Here is a 17,813-nt window from a genome sequence, read left to right as displayed (position 1 = left end):
CCCCACGCCCAGATCAGGTTCAGGTACAGCATCGCGTTGCCGCCGGCTTCGTTCGTGAAGAAGTGCATGCCGAGGTAACGGTCGAGGCCGAGCAGCGCGAGCGTCGCGGTCAGGATCGGGAACGACGCCATGATCAGCACGTTCGTGCACAGCGCGGTCCACGTGAACACCGGCATCTTCATCAGCGTCATGCCCGGCGCGCGCATCTTGATGATCGTCACGAAGAAGTTCACGCCGGTCAGCAACGTGCCGACACCCGAGATCTGCAGCGCCCACAGGTAGTAATCGACCCCCACGCCCGGGCTGAACTGCAGCTCCGACAGCGGCGGATACGCAAGCCAGCCCGTCTGCGCGAATTCGCCGATCACGAGCGAGACGTTGATCAGGATCGCGCTGACGGCCGTCATCCAGAACGAAAGCGAGTTGATGAACGGGAACGCGACGTCGCGCGCGCCGATCTGCAGCGGCACGACCAGGTTCATCAGGCCGACCATGAACACCATCGCCATGAAGAAGATCATGATCACGCCGTGAGCCGTGAAGATCTGGTCATAGTGGTGCGGCGGCAGATAGCCGGGCCCGTTGTACGAGAGCGCGAGCTGCATGCGCATCATGATCGCGTCGGCGAAGCCGCGCAGCAGCATGATCAGCGCGACGATGATGTACATCACGCCGATCTTCTTGTGGTCGACCGTGGTCAGCCATTCCGACCACAGCCATTTCCACCGGCCGGTGATCGTCAGCGCGGCGAGCACGCCCAGCACGGCCAGACCCATGAGGACACCAGCCGACATGATGATGGGCTCGTGATACGGGATCGCCGAGAGTGTGAGTTTGCCGAACATGCGTTACCCCTTCGTGCCGCAGGCGGCGTCCTTCAGGTCGAGGACGTGGCCATCGTTGTATTTCGCGATGATGTTGTGAAAGAGCCGCGGATCGACCGACGAGAAGTAGCGCACGGGCGCCTTCTCGCTGGGCTGCGCGACGGTGCCGTACACGGTCGCGTCGAGCCGGTCCGGCGATGCCTTCACCTTCTGCACCCATGCATCGAACTGTTCGCGCGGCTCGGCGAGCGTGCGGAACTTCATGTCGGAGAAGCCCCGGCCGCTGAAGTTCGCGGACGTGCCCGCATAGTTGCCGGGCTCGTCGGCGATCAGGTGCAGACGCGTCTGCATGCCGGCCATCGCATAGACCTGGCCGCCAAGCTGCGGAATGAAGAACGAGTTCATCACCGAATCCGACGTGATGCGGAAGTTCACCGGCGTGCCGACGGGAATCGCCAGCTGGTTCACCGACGCGATGCCGAGTTCCGGATAGATGAACAGCCACTTCCAGTCGAGCGCGACGACCTCGACGTCGATCGGCTTCACCGACGACTCGAGCGGCTTGTACGGGTCGAGCTCGTGCGTGGTCTTCCACGTGAGCACGCCGAGGAACAGGATGATGAGCGTCGGCACCGTCCAGATCACGACCTCGATCGCGGTCGAGTGCGACCAGTTCGGCGCGTAGGTTGCATTGCGGTTCGATGCGCGGTAACGCCACGCGAACCACAGCGTGAGCAGGATCACCGGCACGACGACGACCAGCATCGCCCACGTGGACGTCGCGATCAGCGCCTTTTCGGCGGCACCCACGCTGCCCTTCGGATTCAGCACGTCGAACGTGCAGCCGGACAATACCCATACAGCGGCGAGCGGCAGCAGCCTCGACGCGCTTTTCATAGCTTCTTTATTCATCACACAGCCTGATTGTCATTGAGTCCATCCACGCCCGATGTTCATCCGATCCACGAAAGCGATTGCCTGTCCGAACGACAGGGGTTGATTGAAAATCGATGCGCCCGACGCCGCGCACCCTCGAGTGGCGCATCAGGCAACGTGATCGGCCCCGAGCCGCCGGGCAAACCAGTCCGCCACGAAGGCGGTGCGCTCGGCGGCATGGTTGTAGATCGTGTGCTCGCCGTCCTCCCACATGCGCAGCGTGGCATCCGCGCTTTCCGCGGCATCCAGGAAGGGTTGCTGGTCTTCCAGCGTCACGAGCGGATCCGCCCCGCCGTGCAGAACGAGCAGAGGGCACGCGATGCGGTCGCGTGCGGGACGGAAGCTCATGCGCTCGAAGTTCTTGCGGATGGCATCCTCGTCGTCGGTGCCGAGCATGGCGCCGGCCTGTTCGGCGAAGGTGCGGAAAGGCAAAAGCGTCGGGGCCGCCAGACCTCCGTTGACGCAACAGGCGCGGATGCGGGAATCGGCCGCGGCGGTGCGGGCCGCCCACAGCCCGCCCACGCTATTGCCCCAGATACCCGGCTGCCCCAGTGAGGCGTCGCTCAGGATAAAGCTGACGAACTGGCTGTAGGCGGCCTCGACGTCCACATCCAGATGGATGCGCTGGACCATGCGCGTTTCGCCCTGGCCGGGCCCCTCGGCCAGCAGCGTGGCCAGCCCCCTCCGGGCCAACGCGCGCGCGATCGGGAGATAGGCAATCCCCCAGCCGCTCTGGCCGCCAAACACCAGCACGGTGCCGCGCGCTTGCCGCGAACGCGGCCGCATCAGCCAGCCCGCGAGTCGGCCCTGGTTGAACGGCACCTCGACACGCGTCAACCGGCCCGCGGACCACGCGCACAGTTGCCGAGTCGCCGCGACCAGTCGATCGTAGAGCGCGCGCTTGCGCGCATTGTCATGGTTGAAGGCCATTTGTGCGAACAACAGATTGGCCAGCGCCGCCGCCTGGGCGTCGGTCGCCGTCACACGGCAGCCGCCATCCGCGGCCCGGGACGCGCGATCGAGTTGCGCCAGCGCGAGCGACTCGGCCACCCGGTCCCATTCCTCGCCGGCGCTGGTCCGCAGAAACAGCGCCTGGGCGTCGGCGAATTCCATGCCGCAATCGAGCAGCCGGGTCATGGGCATCGCGCGCTGGAAAGCCAGCGTCGCGGAAGAGATCGCCGCGCTCATGCCGTGTACTCCGTCAGCGTGAGCACGGGTACCTCGCTGTCCTGCGCGCCGTCGGTCCAGTGCAATGTGCGACGAAGGTCGTCGACCAGCGCAGCCAGATCGCTCATGCGCCGCACCGAGCCGAAGATGACGAAGTCCGGGCGACCGATATAGGCTGCGATACCGTGCTGCGTCATGAAGCCGGACACCTCGCCATCCAGGTCCGTCACGGCGCCGGGCGTCCGCTCGTCGTCGGACAGCACCACGATGCGGCAACCGAGCCGGGCCAGAAACGCGCACTGGCCGGCGGCAAGAAACGGCGCCGGGTCTTCGTGTGCCACCAGCAGGAAGCCATGGCCCATCACATCGTCCAGCCGGCCCTCGCGACCTTGGTGCCGCACACAAGCCTGCGGCCCTGGCGCACCGGTGGAAGGCAGCAGGCTGCCGTCGGGCTCGCGGTGCACCACGCCGCATTCCACCTTCGGGAAGGCGGGCATCGGCGGCATGGTGCGGGTACGAAAAGCCTCGTCACGCGCAGCGGCTTCCCGCGGATCGTCCTCGTTGGTCACCTGGCCAAGGAACAGCGACATCTCCATGATCTTCCGGGCGTGCGGCCGGCGCTCCGCTTCGTAGCTGTCCAGCAGCGCGGGCGCTGCCCGGCCGCTCAGCACCAGATCCAGTTTCCAGGCCAGGTTGATGCCGTCCCGCATGCCGGAGCAGGCGCCCTGGCCCATATAGGGCATCATTGCGTGCGCGGCATCTCCGCCCAGCAGCACATTGCCTTCGCGCCAGCGCTCGGCCATGCGGGTCTGGAAGGTATAGACCACGTTGCGCAGGAACCTGAAGTCCTGCGGACCGACGCCGTACTTCTCCTGCAGCCAGCGCCATCCCCGGGCCGGATCCTCCCAGTCCTCGACGCTTTCGCCGTCCAGCAGGCGTACCTCGAAACGCGTGCGGCTTTCGCCGATGGGCATGTACATGTGGCCTCGCGCCGGGTCGCAGAAGATCGTCAGCTGTTTGAAGCGCTCCGCGGCGTCCGAGAGGTTTTCCGAATCGAGATTGAGCCAGCGGTGCTTGTGGCCATAGTCGTTCCGCTCGATGCCCAGGCTGCGCCGCACGAAGCTGTTGGCCCCGTCGGCGCCGATCACGTAGCGGGCGTGAAACGACTTCGCCGGCGAGGACCACTGCTCGTCCATTCCCGCCCGAACGCCGTCCTTCGCGGTGTTGGTGCGTTGAATCGCTATCGTGACGCTGTCGTCGCCCTGCTTGAGGAACACCGCTTCCCAACCGCGCAGCAGGTCGACATTGGACATTGCGGCGACACGATCGTGAATGGCATCCTCGATGTCCGGCTGGTAGATGGCGTTGTGCGCCGTGTAGCCGCACTGCTTGCCCTTCCACTCGAGTTCCAGCAGCAACTCTCCGTCAGCGTTGACATAGTGATAGGTATGCAGCCCAAGCGCATCGCGCATCGCCTGGTCGACATCCCCGCAGGCCTGGACGATGCGGGCGGTCTCGCCGTCGATGTGCGTCAGGCGCGGCAACCCGTACATGGCGGGCCAGCGCTCCACCACCATCACCCGATATCCGGCCTGGCCCAGCAGCGAGGCGGCCACCAGGCCGGTCGGGCCATAGCCGATCACGGCTACGTCATAGAAATCGTGCGCGTCCGGCGCAGCATGGTCTTGTTGAGTCACCATCGTCCTGTCTCTTTGTACTGGTTTGCGGGAAGCGCAACGGGTGCGCGGCGATCCGTCCGGTTACGGATCGATTCACGGCGACCGGACACCCTCCAAAGCCGCGTGCAACGCGACGCAAGCGGTGGTCCGATCGCACCTGCCGGTTGAACGCTCACCTGAACGGCAGGTGAGCGCGTCCGCGCCGGATGTGTCCGGTTCGGCTTCGCGTTCGGCCCGTCGCAGGCCCGGAATGCGGCCGCACAGCCGCTCGAAGGCCGGCTTCCGCTCGTCCGGCGACTCGCCGGCGAAGCACCACCCGACGACGTGCCGGATCACGCCCGCACCTCGCCGGTGTTCGCGGTGTCGAGCACGAAGCTGTAGTGCAGCGTGTAGAACGGCACCTCCGACTCCGTGCCGTCCGGCGCCCGACCGGCCTCGTGGCGCACCCAGTCGGCCACCAGCGTCGAGCGCACGCCGAACACGGCATCCGAGTCGAGATAGGGGCCGCCGTCGCGAAAGACGTGCGTGATCAGCCGTTCGTATCCGGGCGCGACGATCATGAAATGCAGGTGCGCGGGCCGCCAGGGATGCCGCCCCAGCGCGTCGAGCATCCAGCCCACCGGGCCATCGTGCGGGATCGGGTACGGCACCGCCACGATCGAGCGGAAGTAGACCCGCCCTTCGGCATCCGTACGCAATTGCGCCCGCGCACGATGGGTGTGCGCGCCGGTCGCGGACGGAACCTGCACGTCATAGTGGCCGTCCTCGTCCGACTGCCAGACGTCGACGCGCGCATCGGCCACGGGCTTGCCGTCGATTCCGCACACCTGCGCGCTGACGTAGCAGGGCTCTCCCCGCGCGCCGTTGGCAACGTCCGATCCGAGCGGCAACTCGGGCGCGCCTTCGACGAAGAACGGGCCAAAGACCGTCGATTCCGTGCATTCCGGCGGCTTGGCGTTGTTCTGCGCCGTCACGAGGGTCGACAGGCCCAGCGTATCGGACAACAGGATGAATTCCTGGCGCTTGTCGTCGGTAATGTGGCCGACCTCGGTCAGGAACCGGATCGCCACCTCCCACTCCGCCTCGGTCAGCCTGACCTCACGGGCGAAGGAATGCAGATGCTGCACCAGGCTGGTCATGATCGTCAGCAGCCGGGGATTCCCGCAGTCGGCCATCGCGGCGATCACGGCCTGGGTGATGGTGTCTTCATTGATGTTTCGCACGGTGAGTGTCTCCGGATTCCATCCTGTTGATCGTTGGCATGACGATAATTAATTCCCGCGCGGGGAAAAAGACGAGGTTGCGAAGTTTTGTTTTTCAATTAACGGAGAAATCGAATGGATGAAAAACAGGAACGGATCGAAATGGCGTACAGGCCGGCCCGGCCGGCGTTCTTTTGAAAGTTTCCGGCGAATGCAACCGGTTGACGCAATACACTGATGCGCAGATTGCCTGCGATGAATTGTCATTCCGGCTTCGTCGAATCAGATATCGACAGGGCAGGCCGTGCACGAGGAAATTGGGCTGATTTAGGCGTAACGGCGAACGGGTTTGCCGATATGCGCACACGCCACTGCAATGACCAATTTTTTTATGCGCAATCCGGATGATCTTCAGGTTAACGAATCAATTCCATGGCAATATCCAGAATGCTTTTCCTGAATTTACCGGGATGCTCCGTCAGATCGGAAAATCCGGCAAGGATGTGTTTGTAAGATACCGTTGCGCTGATTGAATTCACGACCATCGCGTACATGAGTTCAGGATTGCGGTGCCTCACCGTGCCGGCATCCATTGCATCCTCGAGAAGCGGAACGAATGCGTCGCGATATGGCCGGATCAACCGGTCGACCAGCAGGTTCAGGCGCTCGCCGTGTTCGGTCGCGGCGGTGGCAAACAACATCCCGACGCATGGCGTTTCGAACAGCGTGTCGATGAACAGCACCAGCGCTTGCCTGATGCGCTCGATCGCGGACATCCGGCTATTGCGCAGTTGCCTCGTCGTCTCGAACAACGGATCGAATTGCCCGGCCAGTTGCTCGATGACCGCGGCCCACAGTCCTTCTTTCGACCCGAAGTGATGCGATATCAGCGCCTGGTTGACCCCGGCAAGGCCGGCGATCTCCCGCATGCTCGTCGCGGCGTAGCCCTGCCGGGCGAACATTTGCTGGGCACACCGCAGGAGTGCGTCGAACCCGCTGTCCGCCGTGCCGCACGGGCGCCCTCTGGCCCGTTTGGCGGCGGCCGAACGCCGGGTCGGAACATCAGGGCCGGGCATGCGAGAACGGCCTCACAGATATCCCGGGGATGCGGCCGGATTCTGCGAGGCGGCCACCTCGCGCATCAGGTGGCACAGCGCGACGTACGTGATGTTCCGGCTGTTCACGCAAAATCCGTCGGACGCGCCCAGAATCTCGGAAAACAGCTCCTGCACCATCTTCCAGTAACGCACGCCGAATTCCGGATCGTGGGCCGCCAGCAGGTGCCCTTCCATCCACAACAGCAGATGATCTTCGAAATCGACGGACAGGATGAACCTGACAAACGAGGCGGACTCGGAATTCGTGCCGTTTTTCTCGAGATCCGATCTATTTCTGAAAAAATCCAATGCCCGAATGCGATCCTCGCAAAGAAGCTCCATCAGCAGTTCGGTTTTTGCCTTGAAATTCGAATAGAACGCCCCCCGGGTCTTGCCCGCCTCCCTGGATATCTCCTCAATGCTCGCCACCGAGAATCCACGCGTGACGAATACCTTTCGCGCCGCACTGATAAGACACTTCCTTGTCTCTGCCCGATTCATTTGATGCTTTCTTTGCATTGATTCCAATCCTCCCGGAATAGTTCGCTGCCGACCGACTCATTGCGGGTGCGGGTTCGTGCTCACGGTTCAATGCCCGGAGGAGCACGAATTTGACTTGATTCGATCCAGCATCGTCCTGAGAAACCCGACTTCTTCGATCGTCAGATCGGAAAACAGCTCACGCTCGACACAATGGCTGATTTCGCTCATGGCGCGGGCAACGTCCCGCCCTTTCTCGGTCAGGGCCAGCTCCATGATCCGACGGTCCTTCAGGCCGTGATTGCAAACCAGAAGCCCGGACTTGCGCGCGCGAGCGACCATGCGGGAAACAGCACTCACGTCGATGCCGGTTGCATTCGCAAGATCGCACACGCCTGTTCCACGGTCCATCGACAACACATGCAGCAGCCGAGCCTGACACGCGGTGACGCCAAACCTCTGTTCCATATAACGATTCAGTCGGCGTGACGCCAGCGCTTCAACCCGCGAAAGCAGGTGAAACGTCGTCACGCCCAGGCTGTCGGGCGAACCGTTCATCGCGGAACACGTTCCGGTATCCATTCAAAACCCATCCAGGTGGCAACACGAATTCCCGCGCACCGGCAGAGTCGTTTGCATTGACTCCACCGATCGTGCCGCGTCGACTCGTTTAAACAAGCAGGACTACTCAATGCATGCATTGAACCGGCTACGAACGCAGCGCCCTTCATCCGGGCGACCCGTACCGCTCGCGGCCGATCCGTTCGGCGCAAGGTGCGCCGACGCCAACGCCGACGCCATGTCAGTCGGCTTTCACTTCAGCCGCCTCGTTGTCCTTCAAGCCTCCGCCGAGGGATTTATAGAGGCTCACCTCGGCCAGAAGCTGCGCGAGCCGGTCCCGTTTCAACGCCTGCTGGGACGAGAAAAGCTCGCGCTGCGCGTCCAGCACCGTCAGATAGCTGGAGATCCCGCTCCTGAAGCGCCCCTGGGCAAGGTTCAGATACTTCTCGTTGTTGCTCACGAGGCTGGCCTGGGTTGTCAGTTGATCCCGATACGTCAACCTGGCGGCGATTCCGTCGGCAACGTCGCGAAATGCACTCTGGATCGCCTGCTCGTAATCGACCACGCGCAGATCCTTCTGAACCTTCGCGTAATCCAGGTTCGCCTGCAGGCGGCCGCCGCTGAAAATCGGTACGTTGATCTGCGGCGCAAACGTCCACAGCCCCTGCCCGCCGCTGAAGAGATTGTGCAGTTGCGCGCTGGTCGTTCCGGCCGACGCCGTCAGCGAGATGCTCGGGAAGAAGGCGGCCCGGGCGGCGCCGATATCCGCGTTCGCGGCAAGCAGACGATGTTCGGCCGCCTTGATATCCGGACGACGGAGCAACACGGTCGAAGGAACGCCGATCGGCAAATCCGGTATGACGGGCCGCTCGAGCGGGTCTTCCTGGGCGAGGCCGTCGGGAAGCGAGGTGCCGATCAGGAATTCCAGCGCATTTCTGTCCTGCGTGACGTTCCGGCTATCGGCGATGACCTGTGCTCGCGACCGGTCGACCCGGGTACGGGACTGATAGACCTCGAGTCGCGACGACACGCCCCGCTCGGCATTCCGCTCCACCAGTCGCAGCGTATCCTCGTCCTTGCTCAAGGTCGCCGAACTCAGCTTCTCGAGTTGCTGATCGGTGCGCCAGGTAAAGTAGCCCTTCGCAATCTCGCCTATCAGCGATATCTGTACGCTCTGTCGAGCCTCGCCGGAGGCGAGATACTGCTCGAGTTCCGCCTGCGTGAGGCTCCTGATCTTCCCGAACAGATCGACCTCGTACGACGCCAGGCCGACGTCGACCGTATATTGATTCTGCATCCCCGGCTGGCCGCTGATCGCCAGATCGCGCGGCAGGCGCTGAATCGAGGCCGACGCGCCCGCGCCGACCTGCGGCGCGAGATTCGAACGCTGGATCTGGTATTGCGCGCGATAGGCCATGACCGTCAGGGCTGCCCGACGCAGGTCATGGTTGTTCGCGAGACCGGCGGCGATGACCTTTCTCAGGTCGCCGTCCGAAAAGAAGTCCTGCCATGCGACATCGGGCGCGGACAGGCCGGCCGACGCGCTCGCCTGACCGGACGGCCATTGATCCTTGACCGGCAGGTTCGGTCGCGTGTATTCCGGAATCAGGCTGCAGGCCGACAGCACGGCGATGCCGCACAGGATCGAGACCTTCTTCAACATGTTCATTTCTGCTCCTGGCTACGCTCTTCGAGCACTTGTCCGATCAGGTAGTCGTGCTCGACGACGAATCGATCCATCGCCAGCCGCCGGCACTCCGGCGCGGATGCTTCCGCAAGGCGATTCGAAAGAGGTTTGACGATCGAGTGCCGTCCTTTGACAAAGGTGTCGAGTATTTCCACCTTCCACGGCTTCAAAAGCGACGCCGACTGACCGGCATCCACCCGCTTCTCCAGCCAGCTTTCGACACGGGCGACCTGCCAGACGACGGATATGCATCGACCGGCAGCGCGCAGGACATCGGTTTTTCTGGCGGCATCGACTTCCGCACAGATCGAAACGGCCTTGTCGACGATCAACGCGATTTCCCGATGCCAATCGGCCAGATGCGACGGATCCGGTCGCGACCGGAACGCGCGCTTCATCTCGCCCTGAAACGCTTGTTCCGATCGCGTATCGCGACCCAGAAACGGCGTACGCGGAAGGATGACGAAAAGAATCGCGAGAAGGATTGTGCCGACACCCACGCACAGCGAGCGCTCCACCGCGAATGAAACATTCAGCGTGACTTCATGGCTGTTCATCGGCAGCACGACGATCAGGTAGGAAAGCGCATAGCCGAGGCTGTATGCGAACGAGTCGAGACGCGACAGCCCCAGCAGCCCGATAAAAAGCGCGGGCGCGGCCGTCACGACCAGGAGTTCCACGGCGGAGGGCGCGCCAGCCAGCAAGACATAGACCGGGAGCCCCGCCACGATGCCCACGCCGACTCCTATTGCAATTTTCTTGAGCAACACTTCCTGATGCGGCGCCTTTCCGAGGACGATACTCAAGACCGTGGGCACGACCACGATCAGAAACCCGTACACCCATCCCGTCGAATACCAGACCCCGAAGGCGGCGAGACAGTACAAAAACGATCTGAATCCGTTGACCAGCGTATTTCTGATCTGAAGGTGACGCCTGACGACAATGCCGACCGGAGCGTCCTTGACGTCCTGTTCGAGCTTGCCGTGTCGTTCGAAGATTTTCCCGAGCAGGCCGAACAGATTGATCAGGTCCTCGCTCATGATTTGACCGAACCCGGCGCCATCCGGGCCGTTCCGCGTCGCGCTTTCGGCCTTGAGCGCGTCGATCCGGTCGCGCAAAAAGGAACCCAGGCGCGCCGGATCGGCTGCCGCCGACTCGGTCTGTCGCGCGAGACCGGCAATCTCGGTGGAGACGAACTGCCTGCCGGCAGGCGTCGCGGCCGAGTAGGCCCGTCGCAACGCATAGGCAATCGCGACCACGTCGACCACCATGCGGTTCACCTCGCGAGCACCCTTGGCCGTTCTCTTCCCGCGCACGCCCTCCATGGTGCAATGGCTTGCCAGATCCTCGCACGCGATCAGGCTGCCAAACAGCGCATGGATTTGATCCTTGAACACACGCTCGTCGCCCGTGAACAGGCAGCCGATTTTCAGTGCCGACACGGCCAGGTTGCCCGATGCCTTCTTCAGCGATTCCAGATTGAATTTCGGCCACAAGGCCGTGCTGACGAGCGATACCCAGACGACACCCGCGAGCACCGTACCCACTCGATCGATGAATACCTCGGCGATCGTTTCGCTACTCGTGCCGATAAAGACCGGCACCATCACCACAATGGCAACGGTCACCGAAAATATCGCAAAGCAGAACGTATAGTTGGCGTCCCGGCTGTGATAGGAAAGCGCGGAGGCGATCGCGACCAGGAAAGCCAACCCGATGGCCGCGAAAAAAGGGCTCTGCGCCGTCAGCGACGCAAGCAGCAGGCCCGCCACGCCTCCGACGATCGTGCTGATGCATTGATACAGGCATTTCTTGACCACCTGCCCCTGGTCGGGGGCGAAGAACGAGATCAACCCCGTGATCATCGCCCATACCGGGTGCTCAAAATTCATGAGGAACGCAATGATCATCGCCCCCCATACGGAAACACTTATCCGGATCGCGGCCTTGACGGCGTCACGACTCGGAGTCAGGTAGCTGAATATCAGGCTGTCGTTCATTTTTCACGTAGATTCTGACTTGCCGTTTTCAATGAACCACCGCGCCAAAATCCGTTTTCCAGGAATTCTCCGCGTCGCGAAGCAATGCTTTTCGTGATTCCGGAATATTCACCTTGAGTGTCGCCGACATCCCCGAGCTGAGCGTCAGGTCGGCGGGAACCTTGTCGATCACGATGTCCACGGGAATGCGCTGGGCAAACCGGATCCACGCAAACGTGGCGGCGACGGAAGGCAGTTGCTCATTCCCCGGCGTCGTATTTTCATTCGATATGCCGCTATTGATCGACTGGACATGTCCGGTCAGATGCCCGGCTCCGGCCATCAGCCAGATATCGACCTTGTCGCCCAGGCGGATGGCCGGGATTTTCGTTTCCTCGAAATAGCCGGTCACGTAATAGCTGTTGTCCTTGATGATCGCGAGCCGCTCGCTTCCGCGCGTCACGTAGTCGCCTTTTTCGAGATTCAGGTTGATCACCTTTCCGTTCACCGGAGACCGATAGATCGTCCTGTCACGATCGAGCTGGGCTTCGTTCACGCGCGCGCGCGCCTGCTTGAGCGCAGCGGCCTTGTTTTCCATGTCGAGGCGGGCGACGTCAATCTCTTCCGCACTCACGCCGCCGTCGGTCAATGTCTTGCGTCGCTGGTAAACACGCTGCGCCTTTTCCCAGTCGGTTTCGGCGAGGTCCGCCTGCGCCTTCGCCTGATCGAGCGCAATCTGATAGCGGGCCCCGTCTACCGTGAACAGGACGTCGCCTTCCTTCACGCTCTGGGCGTTCTCGGCATTCAGGCTTTGAATCCAGCCCGATACGTCAGGCGCGACGGATACCACCGTTGCCCGTATCCGCCCGTCCCTGGTCCACGGCGTATACATGTATCGATTCCATATGTAGATCACACCGTATGCCGTGATGCCGATCAGAAGGAGGGTGACGAAGATACTGATAGCGCGCTTCATGGTGACTCTCAAAACGTGTTTCCGACCATCACGGCCAGCAGGCCGGTGAATATCAGGATGTAAAGAAGGTTCTCGTGCTGGCTGCTCCGATGAGGAATCAACCGATTGACGATGGGCGCGATGACGCCGGTTCCCACCAGGGAGACAAGAACCATCATCGCTATCGGACTCAGTAGTAGTCCGAAAATATCTATTTCGCGCAGCATAGTGAACGGCTCCTCGCCTGTACGATCCTTCGTTTCATCTCGCAAACGACCCCGGGCACACCGCACGCCCGCCCCGAGCCCCCGGGAGCCGCACGTTTGTCCGCCCTGACATGCCAGGCGCCGCGCGCCGATCCGGAAAGTGGAACCGCTCCCCCTTACTGCAAGGGGTCGCCCCGCTCCAGCAGAAAGTGTAACGTACTATACACTACTTTTTTGAGAAGGTGCAGCGACCCGCCGGTGAGCCAAGGCCACCGTGATGGCACGCGTAATGTGTAGTACATTACTGTCTTGACCTTTTGAATGACGCGTGCGCCGAACGACAAGGCAGGCAACTGCTGCATTCAGCGGCGCCGATGACACACTTGCGATGAACATTGACAAACGCAGCAGCAAGGCTGCCCTGACGCAGCGTGGCGAGGTCCGGCGCGCGAAGCTTCTCGAGGTTGCCGCCGAAGAATTCCTCGCCGCCGGCTTCGCCCAGACGTCGATGATGACCATCGTCCGCAAGGCCGGCGGATCGGCGACGACTGCGTATCAGCTTTTCGACAACAAGGAAGGCCTGTTACGGGCGGTGTTGCAACGTGAGTTCGACGGACTGGAAGCCGAATTCTTTCCGGCCGACCTGACCGACAAGCCGCCGCGGGAGGCCCTGCCGATCATCGGGCTGCGGCTCCTCGGCTACCTGGTACAGCCGCGATCGGTCGCGTTCTACCGGCTGCTGGTGTCCGAAGGCCACCGTATCCCCGGCATCGCGGAGTACTTTCGCCAGATCGTCGTGCTCCAGATCGTGCTCCCGTTCGAGCGCTATCTGCGCGATTCGTGCGCGCGTGGCGAATTGAGCATCGACGATCCGGCCAACGCGGCGTATCTGCTCGGGAACCTCATTCAGGGCATGGCCAACGAGGCGCGGATTTCCGGCGGGTACAGTTGGGGAGTCGGCCCCATCGAGGAGCAGATGTGCCGCTCCTGCATCGAATCCATTCTGCAAATCTGGATCCGGACGAAAAACTGAAGGCCCGGCGGCGGCATCGGCGGTCCGGACATCAAGCCGCAGGTTGCCGAACGCATCGGCCAGGCCGCCGACACGCGTCGCACCGGATGCGAGAGCACCGGGAGCACGCGGCGTGCCGCGCCGACGCACCGTTCAAGCGACCTGTACCCGGTTGCGCCCCAGCTCCTTCGCGCGATAGAGCGCCTGGTCCGCCGCCTCGAATGCCTCCCGATAGCCGCGATCCTCGGGACTCTTGCGCGATATGTAGGCGGCGCCGATGCTCAAGGTCACCTTGCCGAGCGGCGAACCGCAATGCTCGATGTCGAGCTGCTCGATCATCCTGCGGACCCGGTCGAGCGCCCCCTCGACCTCGTCGCGCGGGACGCTCATCAGCAACTGCGCGAACTCCTCGCCGCCGACCCGGCCGACCAGCGTGTTGCTTTGGTCGGCGGCGTCCAGCAGCACGCCGCCCACGGCCTTGAGGCAGGCATCGCCGGCCAGGTGACCATAGGTATCGTTGTACTGCTTGAACCAGTCGATATCGATGATCACCGCGACCATGCCTTCGCCCGGATGCGCCTGGTGCCAGCGTTCGTGGACGTAATCCAGCATGCTGCGGCGATTGAACAACTGGGTCAGCGGATCGACTGCCGACGCCATGCGCAGACGCAGGTCGTTCTCGATCATTTCGCCGAGATGGCGCAGCACGCCCCGCTCGCGGGCGCCGATACGGCGCGGGCTCGAGGCCATCGCGCACAGCTCGCCGATCGTCTCGCCATCCGGCAGGCGAATCGGTACACCCGCATAGAACCGCACGTGAGACGGCAGGTCCACTTGCGCGCAGCCCGGCAAGTCGTCCCACGCCCGCGTGTCCTCGATCACGAACACGTCGTCCATGCATACCACCTGATCGCACGGCAGACTCGCTTGCGAAGCCCGTCGCAACAACAGGCCGCCCTCGCCGCCGCCGTGCTGATGATCCGCATCCAGCACCGTCACCACCGCGAGCACGTCACCCATCACGTACTTGAGGATTTCGGTGGCGTGGCGAAAGCACTCGCGCATGATCTGGTCGTCATGCAGCAACCACTCCGTCACGGATGGCGCCAGATGATCCGGACGGCCGGTGGGCAGAAATGTCTGCGTACGCGTCGCAGGTCGGTCGGAGCCGGAAATGAGAGACACAACTGTGATCCGTGATTGTGATGCACCTTTAACGGCATCGGGACCGCAGAAGTTTAGTGCTGCGCACGTATGCCGCTCGATCGGCACACCGACGCAATTCATCTGACGAATGGCCGCACACCGCCGTCACGAACCGGATCGGGCGGGCCGTTGAAATACCCGTGCGCATGCTGCCAGGCGCAGGCGCCCGGGATCGAGGAAACGACAATCGAAGCGACGCCGCCCCGAACCGACAGCGCCTCCGCCGGAACGAGACATGTCGCGCCCGCGACATGCCGATCGACGTACCGCGCCGCCTGCGTCACGCGATCACGCCGCGCCCCGCGTCACTCGGCCAGCAACTCGACCGCGCGGCGCGACGACATCCCGGCCAGCTGTTCGGCAGGCTGCGGCCGCGCGAACAGGAAGCCCTGCACCTGATGGCAGCCGATCTCCTGCAGGAAGGCCAGTTGCTGCTCCGTCTCGACCCCCTCCATCACGACGTCGAGCCCGAGCGCGCGCCCCATCGCGACGATCGCGCGCACGATCGCGTCGTCCGGGCTGCCCGAACCGCAGTCCGTGAGGAACGACCGGTCGATCTTCAGCGTATCGACGGGCAGATCCTTCAGATACACCAGAGACGAATAGCCGGTACCGAAATCGTCGATCGCCAGGCTGATCCCGCGCGTCGCCAGCTCGCGCAGCAGGATGCCGATTTCCTCGCGGGTGTTCATCGCCATGCTTTCGAGCAACTCGAGCTGCAGGCATTCGGCAGGCAGCGCCGTTTCGCTGAGGATGCTCGTCAGGTCGCTGAGGAAGTGGTCGGTGAAGCACTGCCGCGCCGACACGTTCACCGACACGCGCCCGAACTCGAAGCCTTCGTCCAGCCAGCGGCGCGCCTGCCGGCACGCTTCGTGCAGCACCCACCGGCCGATCGGGACGATCAGCGCGGAGCGCTCCGCCAGCCCGATGAAGTCGCCCGGCGGCACCAGGCCCTTGCGGGGATGCAGCCAGCGCAGCAGCGCCTCCACGCCGACGATCCGGCCGCTGGCCAGATCGTACTGCGGCTGGTAGAACAGGCGGAACTCGTTCTGCTCCAGTGCGCGGTGCAGCTCGCCGAGCGTTTCCAGCTGCTCCATCGCCGACGACGTCATCTTGTTCTCGAAGAACTGGAACACGTTCCTGCCGCGGCTCTTCGCGCCGTACATCGCCTGGTCCGCGAGCAGGATCAGGTGCTCGGCCTCGGTGCCGTCGTCCGGATAGATGCTGATGCCGATGCTCGGCGTGACGAAGATCTCGCGACGACCGACATCGATCGGCCGCCCCACTTCGTCCAGCAGCTTGCGCGCGATCCGCCCGACGTCGCGGACGTCGTCGAACTCCTCGAGCACGAGCGCGAATTCGTCGCCGCCCATGCGCGCGACCGTGTCGCTCGCGCGCACGGTCGCGACGATGCGCCGCGCGACCTTCTTCAGCACCTCGTCGCCGGCGTTGTGGCCGAGCGTGTCGTTAACCAGCTTGAAGCGGTCGAGATCGAGATACATCACCGCGACCTTGCGGCCGAGCCGCTTCGCGTGGGCGATCGCGTGCTCGAGCCGCTCCTCGAACAGCGCGCGGTTCGCGAGATCGGTGAGCACGTCGTGCGTGGCGAGATAGCCCAGCCGCTCCTCGGCCTGGCGCCGCTGCGTGATGTCGGAGAAGATCGCCGCGTAGTGCGAGATCTCGCCTTCGTTATCGCGGATGCTGGTGATCGTCAGGTATTCGAGAAACGCCTCGCCGCTCTTGCGGCGATTCCAGATTTCGCCTTGCCAGTGGCCGTCGGTCGTCAGCGCGGCCCACAGCTGCTGGTAGAAATCGGCCGTCTGGCGCCCGGAACTCAGCAGGCTCGGGTCGCGCCCGATCACCTCGTCCTCGGTGTAGCCGGTCAGGCGCGTGAAGGCCTGGTTGACGCGTTCGATCCGCGCGTGGCGGTCGGTCACCATGATGCCTTCGAGCGCCGATTCGAACACCCGATCCGCCATGCGCAGGTTGAAGCGCGCAAGGCCCAGCGCCTCGTCGCGCTCGCGCAACGCGCTGCGCAGCTCGTTCGCATACTCGTGCTCGATGCTCTGCAGCACGTCCGCGAAACACAGCAGCCCGGTCAGCCGGCCATCCTCGCCCTGGATGCCGACGTGCCGCATGTGCTGCTGGGTCATGAAGCGCTGGGCCGCATACAGGCTCTGCGTCGCGGTCAGCATCTGCAGCGGCTTGCTCGCGTGGGCGCCCACCGTGCCCCGCGCGCCGCCGTCCGCCAGCAGCCGGACGATGTCCCGTTCGGTCAGGATGCCGTGCTCGCCGTCGTCGTAGCCGACGACGACCGCGTCGAGCCGCTGCGCGCGCATCCGCGCGACGACCTCGTGCAGCGTGGCCTGCTCGTGCACCACGATGGGCGGATGGACGCGGATCGATTCGATCGCCTTCAGGTGCAGGAAGAATTCCGCCCCCTGGTTCACGACGACGTCGGTCTGGGTCAGCACGCCGATCGCGGCGCCCTCCCGGACCACCACGAAGTGCCGCACGCCCGACTGCTTGAACCGCATCGCGGCTTCGCCCAGCGGCGTACTCGCGTCGAGCGTCAGCACCGGATGGCTCATCACCTCGCTGATCGGCCGGTCGATCCCGCGCGGATTGTCGCCGGCCGCCAGGGCGTCGTGCTCGGTCCAGATCCCGACGACCTGCTCCCCCGCCATCACGACGATCGAGCTGCAACGCTCGGCGGACATGCGTCGCGCAACTTCCCGCACCGGCGTGGCGGGCGCGCAGGACAGGATCGGGCGCGCGACGAGGCGCGCAATCGGAACATCGTAGCTGCTCGGATACAT

Annotated in this window: 15 protein-coding genes; 1 reads left to right on the top strand and 14 read right to left on the bottom strand. The window is 63.5% G+C overall.

Translation table 11 applies throughout. From position 1 onward, the window contains the following. From GQ57_RS16580 to GQ57_RS16525, 12 genes are all read right to left on the bottom strand, one after another. Positions 1 to 845: cbb3-type cytochrome c oxidase subunit I (locus GQ57_RS16580; protein ID WP_034198450.1), on the bottom strand; the 845-nt coding region annotated here is incomplete at its 3' end. 3 nt (positions 846 to 848) lie between these two features. Continuing rightward, on the bottom strand, positions 849 to 1,736 hold the full coding sequence (gene cyoA, locus GQ57_RS16575) for a ubiquinol oxidase subunit II (protein WP_034198433.1): 888 nt from the start codon (positions 1,734 to 1,736) through the stop codon (positions 849 to 851). Between the two features lie 132 nt (positions 1,737 to 1,868). Continuing rightward, the gene (locus tag GQ57_RS16570; RefSeq protein WP_034198432.1) at positions 1,869 to 2,948 is read right to left on the bottom strand and encodes an alpha/beta hydrolase family protein; all 1,080 of its coding nucleotides are present in this window, start codon (positions 2,946 to 2,948) and stop codon (positions 1,869 to 1,871) included. After that, positions 2,945 to 4,627 carry a bifunctional 3-(3-hydroxy-phenyl)propionate/3-hydroxycinnamic acid hydroxylase MhpA gene (mhpA, locus tag GQ57_RS16565; protein WP_034198431.1) on the bottom strand — a complete coding sequence of 561 codons (1,683 nt, stop codon included), beginning with the start codon at positions 4,625 to 4,627 and terminating at the stop codon, positions 2,945 to 2,947. Before mhpA ends, GQ57_RS16570 begins: the two co-directional genes overlap by 4 nt. A gap of 311 nt (positions 4,628 to 4,938) precedes the next feature. Further along, entirely contained in the window at positions 4,939 to 5,829 is an 891-nt protein-coding gene (locus GQ57_RS16560) for an intradiol ring-cleavage dioxygenase (RefSeq protein ID WP_034198430.1), read from the bottom strand. Between the two features lie 395 nt (positions 5,830 to 6,224). After that, complete coding sequence (locus tag GQ57_RS16555; RefSeq protein WP_031401599.1) at positions 6,225 to 6,884, bottom strand: TetR/AcrR family transcriptional regulator; 660 nt, start codon at positions 6,882 to 6,884, stop codon at positions 6,225 to 6,227. A gap of 12 nt (positions 6,885 to 6,896) precedes the next feature. Next, positions 6,897 to 7,406, bottom strand: coding sequence for a TetR/AcrR family transcriptional regulator (locus GQ57_RS16550; protein WP_052001348.1), 510 nt, complete (start codon positions 7,404 to 7,406; stop codon positions 6,897 to 6,899). A gap of 87 nt (positions 7,407 to 7,493) precedes the next feature. Next, on the bottom strand, positions 7,494 to 7,967 hold the full coding sequence (locus GQ57_RS16545; RefSeq protein WP_081896679.1) for a MarR family winged helix-turn-helix transcriptional regulator: 474 nt from the start codon (positions 7,965 to 7,967) through the stop codon (positions 7,494 to 7,496). A 220-nt stretch (positions 7,968 to 8,187) separates the two neighbouring features. Continuing rightward, positions 8,188 to 9,615 (bottom strand): efflux transporter outer membrane subunit, encoded by a 1,428-nt coding sequence (locus GQ57_RS16540; RefSeq protein WP_280529009.1) that lies wholly within the window; start codon positions 9,613 to 9,615, stop codon positions 8,188 to 8,190. Further along, positions 9,612 to 11,636, bottom strand: coding sequence for an FUSC family protein (locus GQ57_RS16535; protein WP_081896678.1), 2,025 nt, complete (start codon positions 11,634 to 11,636; stop codon positions 9,612 to 9,614). The genes GQ57_RS16540 and GQ57_RS16535 overlap by 4 nt, the downstream gene beginning before the upstream one ends. A gap of 28 nt (positions 11,637 to 11,664) precedes the next feature. Continuing rightward, the gene (locus GQ57_RS16530; RefSeq protein WP_052001346.1) at positions 11,665 to 12,591 is read right to left on the bottom strand and encodes an efflux RND transporter periplasmic adaptor subunit; all 927 of its coding nucleotides are present in this window, start codon (positions 12,589 to 12,591) and stop codon (positions 11,665 to 11,667) included. An 8-nt stretch (positions 12,592 to 12,599) separates the two neighbouring features. Next, positions 12,600 to 12,797: a hypothetical protein gene (locus tag GQ57_RS16525; protein WP_034198428.1), complete on the bottom strand. Its 198-nt coding sequence runs from the start codon at positions 12,795 to 12,797 to the stop codon at positions 12,600 to 12,602. 367 nt (positions 12,798 to 13,164) lie between these two features. On the opposite strand from GQ57_RS16525, the gene GQ57_RS16515 reads away from it, so the two are divergent. Further along, a complete protein-coding gene (locus GQ57_RS16515; RefSeq protein WP_031401592.1) occupies positions 13,165 to 13,809 on the top strand; it encodes a TetR/AcrR family transcriptional regulator in 645 nt (214 codons plus the stop codon). Positions 13,810 to 13,941: 132 nt separating this feature from the next. Here the strand turns inward: GQ57_RS16515 and GQ57_RS16510 are convergent, their stop codons facing one another. Then, positions 13,942 to 14,973 carry a GGDEF domain-containing protein gene (locus GQ57_RS16510; protein ID WP_160257528.1) on the bottom strand — a complete coding sequence of 344 codons (1,032 nt, stop codon included), beginning with the start codon at positions 14,971 to 14,973 and terminating at the stop codon, positions 13,942 to 13,944. A gap of 326 nt (positions 14,974 to 15,299) precedes the next feature. Further along, the gene (locus tag GQ57_RS16505) at positions 15,300 to 17,813 is read right to left on the bottom strand and encodes an EAL domain-containing protein (protein WP_034198426.1); all 2,514 of its coding nucleotides are present in this window, start codon (positions 17,811 to 17,813) and stop codon (positions 15,300 to 15,302) included.

The organism is Burkholderia sp. MSh2 (assembly GCF_000731655.1).
Taxonomy (GTDB): Bacteria; Pseudomonadota; Gammaproteobacteria; order Burkholderiales; family Burkholderiaceae; genus Burkholderia; species Burkholderia paludis.
Note: the sequence above shows the minus strand (reverse complement) of the source record. Positions and strands in the feature narration are given on the sequence as shown.

Bases quoted from the DNA above. Each gene is read 5' to 3' on its own strand.
- GQ57_RS16545 (WP_081896679.1), bottom strand. From the start codon at position 7,967: ATGGATACCGGAACGTGTTCCGCGATGAACGGTTCGCCCGACAGCCTG.
- GQ57_RS16530 (WP_052001346.1), bottom strand. From the start codon at position 12,591: ATGAAGCGCGCTATCAGTATCTTCGTCACCCTCCTTCTGATCGGCATC.
- cyoA (WP_034198433.1), bottom strand. From the start codon at position 1,736: ATGAATAAAGAAGCTATGAAAAGCGCGTCGAGGCTGCTGCCGCTCGCC.
- mhpA (WP_034198431.1), bottom strand. From the start codon at position 4,627: ATGGTGACTCAACAAGACCATGCTGCGCCGGACGCGCACGATTTCTAT.
- GQ57_RS16525 (WP_034198428.1), bottom strand. From the start codon at position 12,797: ATGCTGCGCGAAATAGATATTTTCGGACTACTACTGAGTCCGATAGCG.
- GQ57_RS16540 (WP_280529009.1), bottom strand. From the start codon at position 9,615: ATGAACATGTTGAAGAAGGTCTCGATCCTGTGCGGCATCGCCGTGCTG.
- GQ57_RS16505 (WP_034198426.1), bottom strand. From the start codon at position 17,813: ATGTATCCGAGCAGCTACGATGTTCCGATTGCGCGCCTCGTCGCGCGC.
- GQ57_RS16570 (WP_034198432.1), bottom strand. From the start codon at position 2,948: ATGAGCGCGGCGATCTCTTCCGCGACGCTGGCTTTCCAGCGCGCGATG.
- GQ57_RS16555 (WP_031401599.1), bottom strand. From the start codon at position 6,884: ATGCCCGGCCCTGATGTTCCGACCCGGCGTTCGGCCGCCGCCAAACGG.
- GQ57_RS16535 (WP_081896678.1), bottom strand. From the start codon at position 11,636: ATGAACGACAGCCTGATATTCAGCTACCTGACTCCGAGTCGTGACGCC.
- GQ57_RS16550 (WP_052001348.1), bottom strand. From the start codon at position 7,406: ATGAATCGGGCAGAGACAAGGAAGTGTCTTATCAGTGCGGCGCGAAAG.
- GQ57_RS16515 (WP_031401592.1), top strand. From the start codon at position 13,165: ATGAACATTGACAAACGCAGCAGCAAGGCTGCCCTGACGCAGCGTGGC.